Annotated in this window: 16 protein-coding genes and 1 pseudogene; 8 read left to right on the forward strand and 9 right to left on the reverse strand. The window is 58.3% G+C overall.

The genetic code is table 11. The features are described from left to right. Window positions 1-2: 2 nt before the first annotated feature. The 5 genes from lepA to rpoE form a co-directional block, all read right to left on the reverse strand. The gene (gene lepA / locus UN63_RS05050) at window positions 3-1,799 is read right to left on the reverse strand and encodes a translation elongation factor 4 (RefSeq protein WP_104485697.1); all 1,797 of its coding nucleotides are present in this window, start codon (window positions 1,797-1,799) and stop codon (window positions 3-5) included. A gap of 79 nt (window positions 1,800-1,878) precedes the next feature. Beyond that, window positions 1,879-2,328, reverse strand: coding sequence for a SoxR reducing system RseC family protein (locus UN63_RS05055; RefSeq protein ID WP_104485698.1), 450 nt, complete (start codon window positions 2,326-2,328; stop codon window positions 1,879-1,881). Beyond that, entirely contained in the window at window positions 2,325-3,236 is a 912-nt protein-coding gene (locus tag UN63_RS05060; protein ID WP_229793445.1) for a MucB/RseB C-terminal domain-containing protein, read from the reverse strand. Before UN63_RS05060 ends, UN63_RS05055 begins: the two co-directional genes overlap by 4 nt. Before the next feature lie 75 nt (window positions 3,237-3,311). After that, entirely contained in the window at window positions 3,312-3,863 is a 552-nt protein-coding gene (locus UN63_RS05065) for a sigma-E factor negative regulatory protein (protein WP_104485700.1), read from the reverse strand. Window positions 3,864-3,891: 28 nt separating this feature from the next. After that, window positions 3,892-4,470 carry an RNA polymerase sigma factor RpoE gene (rpoE, locus tag UN63_RS05070; protein ID WP_104485701.1) on the reverse strand — a complete coding sequence of 193 codons (579 nt, stop codon included), beginning with the start codon at window positions 4,468-4,470 and terminating at the stop codon, window positions 3,892-3,894. 183 nt (window positions 4,471-4,653) lie between these two features. Between rpoE and nadB the strand changes: the two genes are divergently transcribed. After that, window positions 4,654-6,285 carry an L-aspartate oxidase gene (nadB, locus tag UN63_RS05075; RefSeq protein WP_104485702.1) on the forward strand — a complete coding sequence of 544 codons (1,632 nt, stop codon included), beginning with the start codon at window positions 4,654-4,656 and terminating at the stop codon, window positions 6,283-6,285. A 495-nt stretch (window positions 6,286-6,780) separates the two neighbouring features. Here nadB and UN63_RS05080 read toward each other — a convergent pair whose 3' ends face one another. Both UN63_RS05080 and UN63_RS05085 read right to left on the reverse strand, forming a co-directional pair. Next, window positions 6,781-7,164: a protein YgfX gene (locus UN63_RS05080; protein WP_104485703.1), complete on the reverse strand. Its 384-nt coding sequence runs from the start codon at window positions 7,162-7,164 to the stop codon at window positions 6,781-6,783. Next, window positions 7,133-7,396 (reverse strand): FAD assembly factor SdhE, encoded by a 264-nt coding sequence (locus tag UN63_RS05085; RefSeq protein WP_104485762.1) that lies wholly within the window; start codon window positions 7,394-7,396, stop codon window positions 7,133-7,135. The genes UN63_RS05080 and UN63_RS05085 overlap by 32 nt, the downstream gene beginning before the upstream one ends. Window positions 7,397-7,474: 78 nt before the next feature. Here UN63_RS05085 and ygfZ point away from each other — a divergent pair, with 78 nt between their 5' ends. Next, window positions 7,475-8,434 (forward strand): CAF17-like 4Fe-4S cluster assembly/insertion protein YgfZ, encoded by a 960-nt coding sequence (gene ygfZ / locus UN63_RS05090; protein WP_181068180.1) that lies wholly within the window; start codon window positions 7,475-7,477, stop codon window positions 8,432-8,434. Here the strand turns inward: ygfZ and UN63_RS05095 are convergent. Next, the gene (locus tag UN63_RS05095; RefSeq protein ID WP_104485705.1) at window positions 8,416-9,306 is read right to left on the reverse strand and encodes a LysR family transcriptional regulator; all 891 of its coding nucleotides are present in this window, start codon (window positions 9,304-9,306) and stop codon (window positions 8,416-8,418) included. The genes ygfZ and UN63_RS05095 overlap by 19 nt on opposite strands. A 91-nt stretch (window positions 9,307-9,397) precedes the next feature. Between UN63_RS05095 and UN63_RS05100 the strand changes: the two genes are divergently transcribed. After that, window positions 9,398-9,832, forward strand: coding sequence for a PACE efflux transporter (locus UN63_RS05100; RefSeq protein WP_104485706.1), 435 nt, complete (start codon window positions 9,398-9,400; stop codon window positions 9,830-9,832). A gap of 30 nt (window positions 9,833-9,862) precedes the next feature. Here the strand turns inward: UN63_RS05100 and UN63_RS05105 are convergent, their stop codons facing one another. Further along, window positions 9,863-11,149, reverse strand: coding sequence for a dicarboxylate/amino acid:cation symporter (locus tag UN63_RS05105; RefSeq protein WP_104485707.1), 1,287 nt, complete (start codon window positions 11,147-11,149; stop codon window positions 9,863-9,865). A 613-nt stretch (window positions 11,150-11,762) separates the two neighbouring features. On the opposite strand from UN63_RS05105, the gene UN63_RS05110 reads away from it, so the two are divergent. The 5 genes and pseudogenes from UN63_RS05110 to UN63_RS17280 form a co-directional block, all read left to right on the forward strand. Beyond that, window positions 11,763-12,950 (forward strand): M24 family metallopeptidase, encoded by a 1,188-nt coding sequence (locus UN63_RS05110; RefSeq protein ID WP_104485708.1) that lies wholly within the window; start codon window positions 11,763-11,765, stop codon window positions 12,948-12,950. A gap of 36 nt (window positions 12,951-12,986) precedes the next feature. After that, on the forward strand, window positions 12,987-13,466 hold the full coding sequence (locus tag UN63_RS05115; protein WP_104485709.1) for an Lrp/AsnC family transcriptional regulator: 480 nt from the start codon (window positions 12,987-12,989) through the stop codon (window positions 13,464-13,466). 641 nt (window positions 13,467-14,107) lie between these two features. Further along, the gene (locus tag UN63_RS05120) at window positions 14,108-15,619 is read left to right on the forward strand and encodes an NAD-dependent succinate-semialdehyde dehydrogenase (RefSeq protein WP_104485710.1); all 1,512 of its coding nucleotides are present in this window, start codon (window positions 14,108-14,110) and stop codon (window positions 15,617-15,619) included. Between the two features lie 26 nt (window positions 15,620-15,645). Beyond that, the gene (locus UN63_RS05125) at window positions 15,646-17,049 is read left to right on the forward strand and encodes an aspartate aminotransferase family protein (RefSeq protein ID WP_104485711.1); all 1,404 of its coding nucleotides are present in this window, start codon (window positions 15,646-15,648) and stop codon (window positions 17,047-17,049) included. Window positions 17,050-17,394: 345 nt separating this feature from the next. Further along, a pseudogene (locus UN63_RS17280) lies at window positions 17,395-17,553 on the forward strand (helix-turn-helix domain-containing protein); the annotation flags it as partial. Window positions 17,554-17,770: the final 217 nt, after the last annotated feature.

The raw sequence follows: 17,770 nt of genomic DNA on the forward strand, positions 1-17,770 counted from the left end.
GGTTACTTGTCCTTACCGACATGGAGGATGGCCAGGAAGGCATCCTGAGGAATATCGACCCGCCCCAGGGATTTCATGCGCTTCTTGCCTTCTTTCTGTTTGGACAGCAGCTTTTTCTTGCGGCTGACGTCGCCGCCGTAACACTTGGCGGTCACGTCTTTGCGCAGAGCCTTGACCGTGCTACGCGAGATAATCTGGCTGCCGATAGACGCCTGAATGGCGATATCAAACATCTGACGCGGGATCAGCTCGCGCATTTTTTCCACCAGCTGACGGCCCCGGTACAAGGCGTTTTCCTTGTGGGTGATAATGGCCAGCGCATCGATCCGGTCACCGTTGATCAGAATATCCAGTCGCACCATGTCGGCCGCTTCAAAGCGTTTGAAGCCGTAATCCAGAGAAGCATAGCCCCGGCTGCAGGACTTGAGACGGTCGAAGAAGTCGAGCACCACTTCCGCCATCGGAATATCGTAGCTCAGGGCCACCTGGTTGCCGTGATAGACCATGTTGGTCTGTACGCCCCGCTTCTCGATACAGAGGGTGATCACGTTACCCAGATATTCCTGTGGTACCAGAATATTACATTCGGCAATGGGCTCGCGCAGCTCTTCGATGTTGTTGGTGGCCGGCAGGTTGGACGGGCTGTCGATGTGAATGGTTTCACCGTTGGTCTGGACGATCTCGTAGACCACGGTCGGCGCCGTGGTGATCAGATCCAGATTATATTCCCGCTCCAGTCGCTCCTGAACGATTTCCATGTGCAGCATACCGAGGAAACCACAACGGAAGCCAAAGCCCAGCGCGTTGGAAGTCTCCGGCTCATAGAAGAGGGAGGCGTCATTCAGCGACAGCTTGTCCAATGCATCACGGAAAGATTCATAGTCATCGCTGGAAATCGGGAACAGTCCCGCATACACCTGCGGCTTGACCTTCTTGAAGCCGGGCAGCGCCTTTTCGGCACCGTGTTTGGCGTGGGTCAGGGTATCTCCCACCGGCGCACCGTGGATTTCCTTGATGCCACACACCACCCAGCCTACTTCACCGCAGTTCAGGCCGCCTGTGTCTTTCTGCTTGGGGGTAAAGATGCCGATACGGTCCACGCCCCACACCTGTCCGGTACTCATCACCTTGATCTTGTCGTTTTTCTTCAGGCTGCCGTGCTTGACTCGTACCAGCGACACCACACCCAGGTAGGAGTCGAACCAGGAGTCGATGATCAGCGCCTGCAGCGGCCCTTCCGGGTTACCCTCGGGCGGCGGGATCTGACGTACTATGGTTTCCAGCACCGCATCCACACCCAGACCGGTCTTGGCCGAGCAACGCACCGCATCGATGGCGTCGATGCCGACGATGTCTTCGATTTCCTGGGCCACCCGCTCCGGCTCGGCCTGGGGCAAGTCTATCTTGTTCAGTACCGGCACCACTTCCAGATCCATTTCCAGGGCGGTGTAACAGTTGGCCAGAGTCTGTGCCTCAACGCCCTGACCCGCATCCACTACCAGCAAAGCGCCTTCACAGGCGGCAAGAGAGCGGGATACTTCATAAGAGAAGTCGACGTGCCCCGGGGTATCGATAAAGTTCAGCTGGTACTGTTCGCCGTCGTCGGCCTGGTAGTTCAGGGTCACACTCTGGGCTTTGATGGTAATGCCGCGCTCCCGCTCCAGATCCATGGAGTCGAGAACCTGCTGCTGCATTTCCCGATCGGACAAGCCACCACATACCTGGATCAAACGATCGGACAGGGTGGACTTGCCGTGGTCTATATGAGCGATGACGGAAAAGTTACGAATATGCTTCATGATGCGATAAGGAGTCCGTTGTCTGAAAGCGAGAGTCAAAGGCGGGATTCTACTGGATTAGCACTACCGTGGCCAATCCTTAGTCGATATTGGCCACCGGGAGAACCGGCGCTATGATGACCGGCTCGGCCAGCATCTTGCCGGGGCTTTTAGCCCAGCGGGACGCCAGTACAAAACCAGCGACGCCGCCGATGGCCGCCCCCGCCAGAGTGCCGCCATCGCCAAGACCCAGTCCGCTACTGGCAAGCAAGGCGCCGCCCAGCAACAGCAGCAGCGGCAGCAGATAAACCAGCAGGGCGCTGGTGATAATACTCTGCTCGGGAATACCGATACGCACCTGCTGATTGACCGCCAGTGGTAACTTGGTCGCTATCACGAAACGGTGATCTCGACCGGGCAGCGCCTTCGATACCAGACCGGTGCCGCAAGTGCTGTTTTGCTTGCACTGACCACAGGCCGACTTGCTGAAACAGACCACTTCCACCCCGTCCTCGTGCACTGCCAATACGGTGGCAATCTCTTCAATCATGGTGTGTTCCTGGGCTCGATAGACTCGGCTATCCGGCGGGCGGTGTCGGCGGGAATAGCCCCCACTACGGTAATTTCAACCCGTGCCGGATTGACCAGGCTGACCAGATGGGTTGCCCCCTGGCGCACCAGCTGCTGGTGCGGCTCGGTATTGGCGCCGGCCTCGGCCACATACACGGACACATCCACCAGGCCATTGGACAGCATCAGATAGTCCACCAGCCGCTCCGTGACCGGTAGCTTGTGTTTATCCTCGGAGCGCAACTCGAAGCCTTCGGGCAGCCAGCCGGTTTGCCAGGGCAAGACTTGCTGCGGCGCCGGATAGACTTCAGCCACCGACATCGCCGGCGGCAAGGCGGCGGTTTTCAGCTCTCGGATCAGGGCGCTGGGCTCCTCGCTGATCCGCAGAGCGACCCCCAGACTTTGCTCTACCACACCGGCGTCCTGATCCAGGGTATCCAGCTTGAGCAATAAACCGGTTTCCTGATCCAGCCACAGTATATAGCCGTAATACCCCTCGGCTCGGGGCGCCAGCCGGACCACCTGGGCCACCCGCCCCAGCACACGACTGCGTCCGGCGACAACCGCATCATAATGGGTCAGCACAGGTGCCAAGGGCATCAGCTGCAGACGATGAAAGAGTCCGGGCAGGGTGGCGTCTTTGAGTGTATAACCGCCGTGGCTGGCATCGAAAAAGCTGGTTTCATCGTCACGCTGCACGAATTCGCGGGGCCGACCATTGAGATGGGTAAGATGGGTAAACACCTGACCATCGATATGACCCCGGGTCAGTCGCTTGGGTTCAAGCTGCCCCTGACCGGATTCAACCAACGTCAGCTCGAAGTTCAGTTGCTGATAGGCCTGTTGCATGCGCTGCAACAAGGCTTCTGCCGATTCGTTCTCGGCCATGGTCATGCCCGACCATGCCCACGCAAATATCAGGATAACGGCGCTAAGGCCCTTTATTCTCAAAGCCGATTACCTTCAGTTCTGGCGCAGTCGTTGCTGCAATTCGTGATCCATCAACAACTCATGAATACGACGCTGTTGTTCCAGCAAGGCCTGTTCCTGCGAGCTCTCGCGCGGCGCTATCTGGTAATTAAGGCTGACCGGGGCCGCACCACCGTTCATGGGTACCGTATTCAGCACCGGAGACTGCAGGTCGCCCTGGCCGTATTGCTGCACCCCGACGATTACCGCCGCCGACACCGAGGCCGCCACCGCAAACTGACCGATGTGGCGCAGCATGGGGGAGATTCGGCCAAACAGCGGACGCACTACATTGGCGCCTTCTTCCTGCGGTTTTGCCGCAGCCGGAGCCGCTATCATGGCCGGCTCGTCGGCCAGGGCCGCCGCTATTCTGTCGCTCATGTCCAGCCGCAGATGACTCGGCAACTCGCTGCGCAAGGCATCACCGTACAGGTGATAACGACCAAAGGTATCCGCCAGCTCGAGATCATCCCCCAACTGCTCCAGCAATACCTTGTCCTGGATTTCTCCGTCTACCAGTGCCGAAATCTGCTCTTTATTCGTCATAACGTTAGCCATAACAGTTATTCCCCGTTCAACCCTGAAGTAACGGCTGGACCCGCTTGTCGATAGCCTCGCGTGCCCGGAAAATCCGGGAACGAACCGTCCCGACAGGACAGTCCATCACCTTGGCAATATCTTCATAGCTCATCCCTTCCAGCTCGCGCAAAGTGATCGCCGTTTTAAGATCCTCCGGAAGAGTCTCAATGGTCTCGAATACCGCCCGCCTGATCTCTTCCGACAACATGAGATGTTCCGGTGACGCCGAATCTTTCAACCCCTCGCCGCCGTCGTAAAATTCTGCATCCTCGATGTCAACATCACTGCCCGGAGGTCGCCGCCGCTGTGCCACCAGATAATTCTTGGCGGTGTTCACCGCGATCCGGTACAGCCAGGTAAAAAAGGCACTCTCTCCGCGAAACCCGGGCAAGGCCCGATACGCCTTGATAAAAGCCTCTTGCGTCACATCCGGTACGTCTCCTGGGTTAGACACAAATCGGGACACCAGGTTCGCCACTTTATACTGATATTTTTTTACCAGCAGGTTGTACGCGTTTTTATCGCCACGCTGGACCCGTTCAACCAGTTGCTGGTCTGTTAAATTATCGCTCATGCGAGCCGCGTAACCTCCGAATAATCCGGTGCGTTGCCACACCGGCCCGTAATAAGCGCACCTTAATAGACTGCGGATGCGGACAAAAGTTCTGAACTCATTTGAGAAAGGTGATTCCGGCTGCACCTGCCGGCAGCTTGGGATAACATAGAAAGATTATCCATACTGGGCCAATGATACTTTATGAAGGATCCCGTTGAATACCTCTGCGACGTACTCATCATTGGCAGCGGTGCCGCCGGGCTGTCACTGGCGCTGAAACTGGCCGATCATGCCAGGGTTCATGTGCTCAGCAAGGGTTCGCTTGCCGAAGGCTCGACCCTTTACGCCCAGGGCGGTATTGCCGCTGTGTTCGATGAAACGGATAGTATTGAATCCCACGTTACCGACACCCTGATTGCCGGTGCCGGACTCTGTGACGAGACCGTAGTGGAATTTACCGCACGTCAGGCCCCCGACGCCATTAAATGGCTGATTGGCCAGGGCGTGCCCTTCGACACCGAAGAGTCGGCTCAGGGTGAGTCTTCCTATCACCTCACCCGGGAAGGCGGCCACAGCCACAGACGCATCTTCCACGCCGCCGATGCCACCGGCCGGGCGGTACAACTGACCCTGAACGAACAGGTGCAGCGGCATCCTAACATTCATATTCTGGAACGGGTTAACGCGCTGGATTTAATCACCAGCGCCAAGCTGGGTCTGCCCGGCAACCGGGTACTGGGCGCCTACGTCTGGAACCGCAATAAAGAACGGGTAGAAACGGTACGGGCCCGTTTTATCGCCATGGCCACCGGCGGTGCCTCCAAGGTGTATCAGTACACCTCCAACCCGGACGTCAGCTCCGGCGACGGTATCGCCATGGCCTGGCGCGCCGGCTGCCGGGTGGCCAACATGGAATTCAATCAGTTCCACCCCACCAGCCTGTTCCATCCGGCGGACAACAACTTTTTGCTGAGCGAAGCGCTGCGCGGTGAAGGTGCCCTGCTCAAACGCCCCGACGGCAGCCGTTTCATGCCCGATTATGACGAGCGGGCCGAGCTGGCCCCGCGCGATATCGTTGCCCGCGCCATCGACCATGAGATGAAGCGCCTCGGTGCCGAGTGCATGTATCTGGACATCAGCCACCAGCCGGCCGACTTCATCCTCAAGCACTTCCCCACCATTTACGAGCGCTGCCTCAGGGTCGGCATCGACATTACCCGGCAGCCGATGCCGGTGGTGCCTGCGGCTCACTATACCTGCGGCGGCGTCATGGTGGATCACAAGGGCCACACCGATATCGAGGGGCTCTACGCCATCGGCGAGGTGTCCTACACCGGCCTGCACGGCGCCAACCGCATGGCGTCCAACTCCCTGCTGGAATGCATCGTTTTTGCCCGCGCCGCCGGCGAAGACATGCTGGCCAAGCTGGCGCGCACGCCAGAGCCGCCGATATTGCCGCTGTGGGACGAAAGCAAGGTGGACGACTCGGACGAAGAGGTGGTGATCCATCACAACTGGCACGAGCTGCGGCTATTCATGTGGGACTACGTCGGTATCGTTCGTTCCGACAAGCGACTGGAAAGAGCCAAGCGTCGTATCGATCTGTTGCAGCAGGAAATTCAGGAGTATTACGCCAACTTCCGGGTCAGCAACAACCTGCTGGAGCTGCGTAACCTGGTGCAGGTGGCCGAGTTGATAGTGCGCTCGGCGATGGAGCGCAAGGAGTCCCGCGGCCTGCATTACACCCTGGATTACCCGGAGCAACTCGCAGATCCCAAGCCGACCATCATGGTGCCGAGCAACTACATCGCGGAAAAGAGCCGTCAGCCTTAAGCCCACCACAGGGCCACAAGCTCTAAAGAAGTAGAACGTGTTTTTTGGAATAATGGTGAGACTGTAGGACAAAGGGCCCGCTCCGCCGACCCGCTTCAAGCACCTCCCTGTGACGCTCATCACATGACGTCCCTGTCATGTGATGGTCGGCTGAGCAGATCCCTTTGCCCTACTTGAAGCACCGGTGTCGCCTGCTGGCGTCGTCTGCAGGCAACTCGGTGTTCAAGAAGAGGTAACAGAGAACGACTCCCACGACCGTTAAATAGCAGGGCCGGAAAATGCTCCTGCCGTTCCGGCATTCCCACTCTCCCTAGTGGTCCGACAGCATTTCCGAGGTAGACTCCGCCGCCCGGAAGAGGATAAAGAGATCTGCTCCGCCGACCCTCCGCGCCAGGGAGGGCGCGGCGGAGCCCCCATGGATGGGTTCATGGCGAGTCGGCGGAGCGGGCTCTTTGTCCGATGCGTAATCCGATGCACAGGTAGAAAGATGACTCACTAATCGGCCAGCAGCACCCGTTGCGACAGGCGGCGGAATACCGACTCCGGTACTGCATCCTGAAACAGCCACAGTGGCGGCCAGGGGTCGTCTTTCAGCACCAGCAATAAAAAGCCGGGCCCGGCCCGGCTATAAGATGACAAAACGCCGCTGCGCCCGTTCAGGCTGAGCACGCCGTTATTGTATTCTCCCTGCAGCCGATACCCGGAACCGCGAACCCACAGTAGGGCCGATACCAGCAGCCAGCCGGGTGCAAACCAGGGCAGCCGGTCGGCGCTCAGCAACAGGCTTGCGGGTAACCACAAGGCGGTGGCCGCCGCCAGCAGATAACAGCGATGTAACCGGGACGGCTCAGCGCTGATTGCGAACCTGGTTACGCTCAAGAATATACTCCACCATGGCCTGCAGCGCGGCATCGTCGGAGCGCTGATGGCCCATCAACCAGGCGAATAAATCCGGATCATCACATTCCAGCAGGCGCCGGAACACCGCTTTATGTTCTTCGCTCAGCCCGTCGTATTCGTGTTCGACAAAGGGCGCCAGAATCACGTCCAGTTCCAGCATGCCACGGCGGCAGGCCCAGATAAGACGGGGTTTATCAGAGGGTTTAAGCATGGTGGCTTCCAAAAAATAAAACAAAGCTCATGGTATAAGGTCGAATGAGTACTGACAAATGTGTTGGCCATCTTTACCATGAAGGTCACACTTAATTTATTGATAACCAATCAAGGGAGCGCCCCCGTGTTGACTCTTGCTTCTTCTCCCGTGCTTTACCCCCTGACCGACAGGGCCGTGATCGGCCTGACCGGAGCAGACAGAACCAAATATCTGCAGGGCCAGGTCACCTGCGACGTAAACAAACTAAGCGCCGGTGACGCCACCCCCGGCGGCCATTGCGACAGCAAGGGCAAGCTATGGGCTCAGTTCTGGCTGGCCAACCTGGGTGAACAACTGCTGCTGGTGTTCAACCAGTCACTGCTCGAGCGTCAGCTGCCGGAACTGAAAAAATTCGCCGTCTTCGCCAATACCGAGGTAGAGGATGTCAGCCGTCACTGGCAAGTGTTCGGCCTGGCCGGCGAAGGTCTGTCCCACTGGCTCAACCATCAGGTCGGCGACGGCAACCTCTGGCAGGGTGGCGTAGTGATACCAGTCGCGGCCGAGCATGCCCTGCTGCTGCTGCCACAAGGCACCGAGCCATCCGAACTGTCCGAGCTGCCCCGCGGTAGCGAGCAGGAATGGCAGGGACTGATGATTCATGTCGGCTTGCCGGACATGAGCGCCGAGCATCAGGGGGAATATATTCCGCAGATGCTCAACCTGCAGGCCATCGGTGGCATCAGCTTCACCAAGGGCTGCTACATGGGCCAGGAAACCGTGGCGCGTGCCAAATACCGGGGCGCCAACAAGAAAGCCATGTTCGTGCTGGCCGGTACGGCTTCCGGCGACATCGTCGCCAATCAGGATCTGGAGCTGCAACTGGGCGACAACTGGCGCCGGGCCGGTACCGTGCTGAGTGTCTGGCAACAAGGTGAAGAATGTCTGCTGACATCGGTGCTCAATAAAGACCTGGAACCCGATGCGGTATTCCGCCTCAAGGGGCAGGACGACAGTCGGCTGAGCCTGCAACCCCTGCCCTACAACCTGGTAGACTGAGCCGCGCCAATCGCCGCCTCTTTCAACCAGGCGGCGGCCTTGCCCAGAGGCCGCTGCTTGTGCCAGATAAGCTCCAGCGCCACCGGCCAGTCATGATCGTCAAATGCCAGTGCCGGCGAGACCAGATAACCATTATCCAGGGCGCCGGCCACCACATGTTCGGGCACGAAAGCCCAGCCCAGATTGCGCTGCACCAGCTCGACGATGACCCAATGGCTTTCGACCCACCAGACATCGGCCGCCACCCGTAACCGGACCTTTTCTTCACTGTCGTTACGGGTCGCCACCATCAGTTGCCGGTAACGCTTGAGCTCTTCCCATCCCACCTGCTGACGGGCCAGTTCATGCTTTGGCGCGCAGACAATCTTCAGCGGCACCCAGCCCAGCGCATGAAAATTCAGTGCCGAAGGCAGAATCTCCTGACGCCACATAATGCCCAGATCGACCCGCTCTTCCAGCACCATGCGGCTGACATCTTCCATCAGCGGAAACAGCAGCTCCAGCTCCACACTGGGAAAACGGCGGGAAAATTCGTCCATCAGGGCACCCAATTGCTCGGAGGGATAAAGTTCATCAACCGCCAGCACCAGCCGGCTTTCCACTCCTTCGCCCAGGCTTTTGGCAACCCCGCGAAAGTGCTCGCAACGCTCGAGTATCACCCGCGCCTCCGCCAGTAGCCGCTCTCCGGCCGGCGTCAGGCGGGGATAGCGGCCGCTGCGCAAAAACAGGCTGTTGCCCAGATCGATTTCCAGATTGGACACGGCGGTACTGATCACCGACTGGGCCTTGCCCAACCGGCGGGCGGCGGCAGAGAAAGAGCCGGTATCCACGGTCGCCACAAAAGCCTGTAACTGTTCCAATGAAAAACTCATCTATCTATAAATCCGATACATTCCAACTTTGATATAGGATATTAACAGATAGAATCAGCCCCCAAGACGATAAAATCAGCAAGGAGTTTTCATGCGTACCACCAAAGATCGTATTCGCCATACCCTGGGATTCGAGATAATAGGTCTGATTATCTTTGCCCCGCTGGCCAGCTGGATCTTCGGCTTCGAACTCCATTTGATGGGCATCATGGCGGTGGTTGGCTCCATTATCGCTACCCTGTGGAACTATGTTTACAACCTGCTGTTCGACCACGCCATGCTGAAATTTCGCGGCGACGTGCGTAAAACCATACCGCAGCGGGTGTTTCACGCCTTGCTGTTCGAGGGCGGCCTGCTGCTGCTGTTCATGCCGATGATCGCCTGGTATCTGAGCATCACCCTGTGGGAAGCCTTCATGATGGACATTGCCATGGCCACTTTTTATCTGGTCTATGCCTTTGTCTATAATCTGGTCTACGACAAGGTGTTCCCCATCCCACATCCGACCCGGCAGGTGCCAGGCTAAAAAAAACCGCCTTTCGGCGGTTTTTTTATCTTAGGATGTTTGTTTATTCGCTAGCGGCTCGGCTATTACCTCGGCCTCTTCTACCGGCTGAGGGTTACCTTCCATCTTCGCCACTATGGTGTTGACAGCGGTATCGCCCACCACGTTGGAAGCGGTACAGAACATGTCGTTGATTCTGTCCACCGCCATGATGATGGCCATGGCTTCGATGGGCAGACCCATCTGATGCAGCAGCACACCGGCCATAACCACGGCACCACCGGGTACACCACCCACGCCCACGGACATCAGCAGCACGGTCACGCCCACGGTCAGCAGGTCACCGGCCGGAATGGGAGTACCGGAAATGTTGGCGGCAAACATGGCGGCCAGGGTGATATAGATGGCGGAGCCGGACATGTTGATGGTGGCACCCAGCGGCACGCCGAAGCCGGCGATGGCGCGGGATACGCCCAGCTTTTCGGTCAGGGTACGCATGGTCACCGGAATGGTGGCGTTAGAGCTGGCGGTAGACAGCGAGAACAGCAGCTGCTCGCGGGTCGCCTGGCGAAACGCCTTGGGCTTGACGCCAGTGGTCAGCCATACCGCCAGCGGGTAAACCACCAGAATCCAGAAGGTCAGTACCAGTACCACCAGTCCCACATAACCGGCAACCGACATCAGGGTGTTGGCTTCCAGGGTGGCGCCCAGGCTTATCATCAGCGCGAACACGCCATAAGGAGCCAGAGTCATCACCAGGCCAACCAGCTTCATCATCACCTGATTAGCCACGCGGAAGGTGCGCATGGCTGGAGCCGCAGCGCTGCCCATGGCCTGAATGGCCAGGCCGGTGATGATGGCCATGAAGATAATCTGCAGCATGTCACCGGAGGCAAAGGCCTGCACCGGGTTGCTGGGCACTATACCGATCAGCATGGCGCCGATGTCCGGTGTTTCTGTGGTAGCCAGCTCGACGGTGGTCGAGGCACCGTGCGGCAGGGTAGCGCCCATGCCCGGCTGGAAGATCACCCCGACAAGAATGGCGGCGGCAATCGACAGCATGGTGTTGATAACATAGAGCCCGAAGGTCTTGCTGCCGAGCCGGCCGAAGCTGGCGATATCACGCAGCTCGCAGATGCCGGTCACGATGGAAATGTAGACCAGTGGCACTACCATCAGCTTGATCAACGACACAAACATGCCGCCCAGCCCTTCGGCCAGACCCACAACGTTGTCGTTCAAAAACGAGACTCCAGAAAAAAGATACTGGATCATGCTTCCGATGATCAGACCGGCAAAGAGGCCGGCGAAGATGCGGGTAGAGAGAGAACCTTTCATTTTGTATTCCTCAGCAAAACCTGAATGATTGATCTGCCATTAGTTATTTTTATAGATAAGTGAACTGGCTAGATTGTAAGAGGCGGGATTTTACATTTAAAAAACAGTTCAGCAACCCCATGACCGCCACAACTGGTCACTCCGTGAACAGAATCACAAAATTTTATCATTTATAAAATAAATTTAATCTTCGAATGGAGCTGATGAGATCTTCTCAGACCGGCCCGTGAGCCTAAACGACGCCTCGCCTGCCGCTGCAATCGTCAGGATGTTTATCCGGGCATTCAGCCACCTTGATGCAGCCAGCTAGTTCGTTGCTATGCTGACAAAAAGGATGAGTACCACTTGAGCACCAAGGGCCGCAGGGCCCGTTGAGGTCATTCACATGGATAGACACAGCCAGACAGCCACATTGCTTCTTTTCATCTACTCGCGGGCCGGCACTCGCCGGTGTTACCGGTCATTTCTGTCAACGCCGGGTGTACCTCCGGTTGATTGCTGAGCGGCGGTTGTGCCCGACAGGGCGCAACCGCCCACAGACCCCAGGTTCAACAATCCCCGCTTGCCTGCAGGCAGGGTTAAGGTCCGAACATCGGCTATCGCGAGGCGTGACATGCATAACCAGATCCCCAGCTTTTCCATCGAGGAATACCAGCAACGTCTGACCAAGGTAAGAAACGCCATGGCAAGTCAGGATATTCAGACGCTGATCGTGCACGATCCGTCCAATATCGCCTGGCTAACCGGCTATGACGGCTGGTCTTTTTATACCCCTCAGGTGGTGGTGGTGGGCCCGGCCGGCGAGCCCATCTGGTATGGCCGACAAATGGACTCTAACGGTGCCAAGCGAACCGTTTACCTGCAGGAAGACAACATTACCTGGTATCCGGACTACTACGTGATGAATCCGCCGCTGAACGCCATGGAGTATCTGGCCAACCAGCTGCTCAAACCCCGGGACTGGGCCTACGGCAATATCGGCATCGAGATGGACAACTACTATTTCAGCCCTGCCGCCTACCTGTCGCTGCGGGAAAACCTGCCCGACGCCGAACTGGTGGACGCCACCGCCCTGGTGAACTGGTGCCGGGCCATTAAATCGGAAACCGAACTGCGCTATATGCGCATCGCCGCCCGCATCGTGGAAAACATGCACCAGGCCGCCCTGGACATGATAGAGCCGGGCCTGCCCAAGAACCGGCTGGTGGCCGAAATCTACCGGGTGGCGATGGAAGGCCATGACGGCCATTACGGCGACTACCCGGCCATAGTGCCCATGCTGCCCTCGGGCAAGGATGCCTCGGCACCGCACCTGACCTGGGACGAACGGCCCTTCAACCACAACGAAGGCACCTTCTTCGAGCTTGCCGGCTGTCATCGGCGCTATCACTGCATACTGTCGCGCACCATCTATCTGGGCCGGCCGACCGATGATTTTCTGCGGGCCGAAGAAGCCCTCAATGCGGGGCTGGAAGCGGGACTGACCGCCGCCCGACCCGGCAACCGCTGTGCCGATATTGCCGATGCCCTCAACGCCACCCTGGCGGAATTCGGTTTCGACCGGGAGGGGGCTCGCTGTGGCTATCCCATAGGGCTCAGCTACCCACCGGACTGGGGCGAGCGCACCATGAGCCTGCGTAACACCGACCAGACCATACTGGAGCCGGGCATGACCTTCCACTTCATGCCCGGCCTGTGGCTGGACGACTGGGGCATGGAAACCACAGAGAGCATCGTCATCACCGACGCCGGGGTAGAAACCCTGTGCAACTACTCACGCCAACTCTTTATTAAGCGATAACAGTTAAGCGATAACAGAGCCAGGAGGTAACGAAAGATGCAGTTGGATCGCTACGACATTCATATTCTGCAGATACTGCACCAACAGGGGCGCATCACCAAGTCGGGCCTGGCCGAGGCCATCAGCCTGTCGGTCAGCCCCTGCTGGGAGCGGGTAAAACGGCTGGAACAAGCCGGCATCATCGAAGGATACGGCGCCCGCATCAATGCCGATGTGCTGTTCAAACGCACGCCGGTGCTGGTGGAAGTCAGCCTCAAGCAGCACAGTGCCGAGGCCTTTCAGCGTTTCGAGCAGGCCATGCAGACCTGTGAGCAGGTAGTGGACTGCTACGCCACCGGCGGCGGCGTGGATTACATCCTGCGGGTGATGTGCGACGGCATCGATCAGTATCAGCGGCTGATTGACCACTGGCTGGAGTCGAATATCGGCATAGAGCGCTACTTCACCTATATCGTCACCAAAACCATCAAACAACAGCCGCCCGGGCTGGAGTTCGATTCACAGGTGTTGGCCTAATACCTTTCCTATTAAACAATGGATCTATTTTATTTCTGTGTAAATGTCGGACAAAGGGCCCGCTCCGCCGACTCGCTTCAAGTACGTCCCTGTAACGCTCAGCACATGACATCCGACCGCCATGGAAGGCGGGAGTGCCAGCATTGCAGGAGCTTTTGTTGGCCCTGTCATGTGACGGTCGGCGGAGCAGATCCCTTCATCCTCCCTGATGTTACCGAGCCGTCTATTGGTATTTCTGCAGGCAACTCGGAGCTCAGGAGGAGGCAACAGAGACGACCTCCCACGACCGTGAAATGCCAGGGAGCGAGCTTGTCTCGCCGTGACGAATCGTTTCAGCTAAACCGAGCATCCAGTGAATGCTCGCAGTTAGCTGAAACGGTGAGTGTCATTTACCCATGGCGTGTCGAGGGAGGCGGCTGTGTTGCCTCTGGACCCCAGTCGGAAAAAAGTGCGGTTTCAAGCCCGCCAATCAGAAAAATCATACCGTTACGGCGGTCACAACAAAAAGTATCTCCCCGCCTTCACTCCTAGAATGACCTCATGGCATCAATTTCATGACAACAAGTCCGTGACATCAACTCAGTGACAACCAGTCCATCACTACAAGCCGCTTTCAGTAACCAGACAAAGAGGTGCCGCCGATGAGCCTTTCCCTCAGCCCCATGTCAAACAGCAAGGTCACCGACGCCATCATGCCCTATCTCAGGGATCCCCGGCTGGTGCGCGAGCTGGCCTATATCAATGGCAAATGGGTCCATGGCAACCGAGATATGGCCGTGTTCAACCCGGCCACCGGTGATGTCATCGGCCACTGCACCCAGCTGCAACCGCAGCAGGTCAATGAAGCCATAGCAGCCGCCGCCAACGCCTTCCCGCCCTGGCGCAGCCTGCTTGCCGACGAGCGTGCCGCCATCCTGATGCGCTGGCACGACCTTATTCTGGAGCACAAGGAAGACCTGGCCATTCTGATGGTGCTGGAGCAGGGAAAATCGCTGGCTGATGCCCGGGGTGAAGTCGACTATGGCGCCTCCTTTGTGCGCTGGTTCGCGGAAGAAGGCCGCCGCGCCTACGGCGACACCATTCCCAGTCACATTCCCAACGCCCAGCTGGCCACCATTCGCGAGCCCATCGGCGTGGCGGCGCTGATCACGCCCTGGAATTTTCCTCATGCGATGATCACCCGCAAGGCCGCCGCGGCGCTGGCCATCGGTTGCACTGTATTGATCAAGCCGGCCAGCGAAACCCCGTTTTCGGCGCTGGCGCTGGCCGAACTGGCCGAACGCGCCGGTTTTCCGCCTGGTGTCATCAACGTGCTCACCGGCAAGGGTGCCGACATCTGCACCCTCTTGTGCCAGTCCAACAAGGTCAGGGCACTGTCGTTCACCGGCTCGACCCGGGTCGGCAAGCTGCTGTTGGAGCAGGCCGCCAGCACCGTTAAAAAATGCTCGATGGAACTCGGCGGTAACGCGCCCTTTATCGTATTGCCGGACATGAACATCGCCGAAGCGGCCAGGGCTGCAGTGGCGGCCAAGTTCCAGACCGCCGGGCAGGACTGCCTGGCCGCCAACCGCATCCTGGTGCCGCGCAGCGGTTACGAGGCCTTTCTCGACGCCTTCGCCGGCGAAATGGCGTGTATCAGGGTGGGTAACGGCTTCGAGCAGGGCGTGACCATGGGTCCGCTGATTTCACACCGGGCGGTCGCCAAGGCGCAGGAAATTGTGGATGACGCGGTGGCCAAAGGTGCCCGCCTGATAGCCGGTGACCAACAAGCGGCACCGGGCGCCAACTTCTTCATGCCGACCCTGCTGGCCGACGTGACCCCGCAAATGAAGGTGTTTCGCGAAGAGAACTTCTGTCCGGTAGCCGGGGTACTGGCCTACGACCACTTCGATGAGCTGCTTCCCCTGGCCAACGACACCGAATACGGCCTCACCGCCTATGTTTACGGTCACGACATTCGCTACATCTGGCAACTGCTGCGCGGCCTGGAATTCGGCATGGTATCGGTCAACTCGGTGAAGATGACCGGCCATGGCATCCCCTTCGGCGGCATCAAGCAATCGGGCCTGGGACGAGAAGGCAGCCGTCACGGCTTCGACGAATACAGCCAGATCAAATATTACTGCCTGGGCAACCTGCCGGGCGGACGCTGAACCAGACCTATCAAGGAGTGACGACCATGACCATAGATACCAGAAAGCTGCTCGAAATCGACCGCAACACAGTGTTTCATGCCTCGACCCACCTCAAGCAATATGCGCACGGTGAAATGGGCGGCCGCATCATTACCAGCGCTCAGGGCATCCGCATTCAGGATTCGGAAGGCATAGAGCTGGTGGATGCCTTTGCCGGCCTCTATTGCGTCAACATCGGCTACGGCCGCACCGAAATGGCCGAGGCCATCTACGAGCAGGCCAAGAAGCTGGCCTACTACCACACCTATGTGGGCCACACCAACGAGGCGCTGATCGAGCTGTCTGACCGCATCATCAAGATGGCGCCCGCCGGCATGAGCAAGGTGTATTACGGTATGTCCGGCAGTGATGCCAACGAAACCCAGCTCAAACTGGTGTGGTACTACAACAACGTGCTCGGCCGCCCCGAGAAGAAGAAGATCATCTCGCGAGATCGCGGCTATCACGGCTCCAGCATCGCCTCCGGCTCCATGACCGGCCTGCCGTTGTTTCATGCCCATTTCGATCTGCCGCTGGATCGCATCAAGCACACCCTGGCACCCGTGTATTACCGCCGCCCCGACGACAATATGAGCGAGGTCGAGTTCTCCCGCTACTGCGCCGCCAAGCTGGAAGACATGATACTGGCGGAAGGGACGGACACCGTGGCCGCCATGATCGGAGAGCCGGTGCTGGGCACCGGTGGCATAGTGCCGCCACCCCAGGGTTACTGGACCGAGATCCGCAAGGTGCTCGACAAGTACGACATTCTGTTGATTGCCGACGAAGTAGTCTGTGGGTTCGGTCGCCTCGGTTCCGACTTTGGCTCGATTCACTACGACATGAAGCCGGATCTGATGACCATCGCCAAGGGGCTGACCTCGGCCTATCAGCCATTATCGGGAGTGATCGTCGGCGATAGGGTGTGGAAAGTGTTGGAGCAAGGCACCGATGAATGGGGTGCCATCGGCCACGGTTACACCTATTCCGGCCACCCGATGGGCGCCGCCGCCGCGCTGTGCAACCTGGACATCATCGCCCGCGAAAACCTCACCGCCAACGCCCGGGATACCGGTGCCTATCTGCAGCAGCGCATGCAGGAAACCTTTGCCGAACACCCGCTGGTGGGCGAGACTCGCGGCGTGGGCCTGCTGCACGCGCTGGAATTTTCCAGCAACAAGGGCAAACGCGAACATTTCGATCCCGCCCTCAAGGTGGGGCCGCAAATAGCCGCCGCCTGTCTGGAGCAGGGCCTGATCGCCCGCGCCATGCCCCACGGCGATATTCTGGGCTTCGCCCCACCACTGGTGGTGACCCGCAACGATATCGACGACATAGTGGAGCGTACCGCCAAAGCGGTGAACCGGGTGACCGACAAGCTGATCAGCAGTGGGGACTGGAAAGGATGATCGCCTGACTTAAAAGCAGACATGGTTTTCGTAGCCGCCGCTTTAGCTGGCGGGACTGCGGAGCAGGATGATTTAATTCCGTAAAAACGAAACTGCCAGCGAAAGCTGGCAGATTAAATAATCGTTCTCTTTTGTTACTCTGTATAAGGTCGGATAAAGGGCCCGCTCCTCCGACACGCCGTAAACCCATCCATGGGGGCTCCGCCGCTCTCTCCCTGGCGCGGAGGGTCGGCGGAGCAGATCCCTTCATCCTCCCCGAGGTTACCGAGCCGCCCGCAGTGTCAGGATAGTTGTCCGATAGGCTGGCTTCCTTAAAAGTACGACAGTGGGCGGTTTGTAGGATATATGCCACGTTATTCACTGGAGCGCCGTGAGGCGGTATTGAAGAAGCTGTTGCCACCCCACAGCCGATCTGTCCCGGATGTTGCAGCAGAAGAAAACATCTCGGAACAAACACTATACAATTGGCTGAAACAGTTACGCTCAGAAGGAAAGCCTGTGCCTCACAGCGGTCAGAAAAAACTGGCGCAGCCAACTGTCACGACTAACAGGCGACGCCGCAACTGCAAGGAGGATAAAGGGATCTGCTCCGCCGACCTTCTGTTTCATGGATGAAACAGAGAGCGTACAGGGATGTATTCATAGCGTGTCGGCGGAGCGGGCCCTTTGTCCGACTTTTACAGATAAACTTCATAGATCGGACTGCTCTTCGCAGTCCCGC

It is taken from the genome of Oceanisphaera arctica, assembly GCF_002936955.1.
In the GTDB taxonomy this organism is placed as follows: domain Bacteria; phylum Pseudomonadota; class Gammaproteobacteria; order Enterobacterales; family Aeromonadaceae; genus Oceanimonas; species Oceanimonas arctica.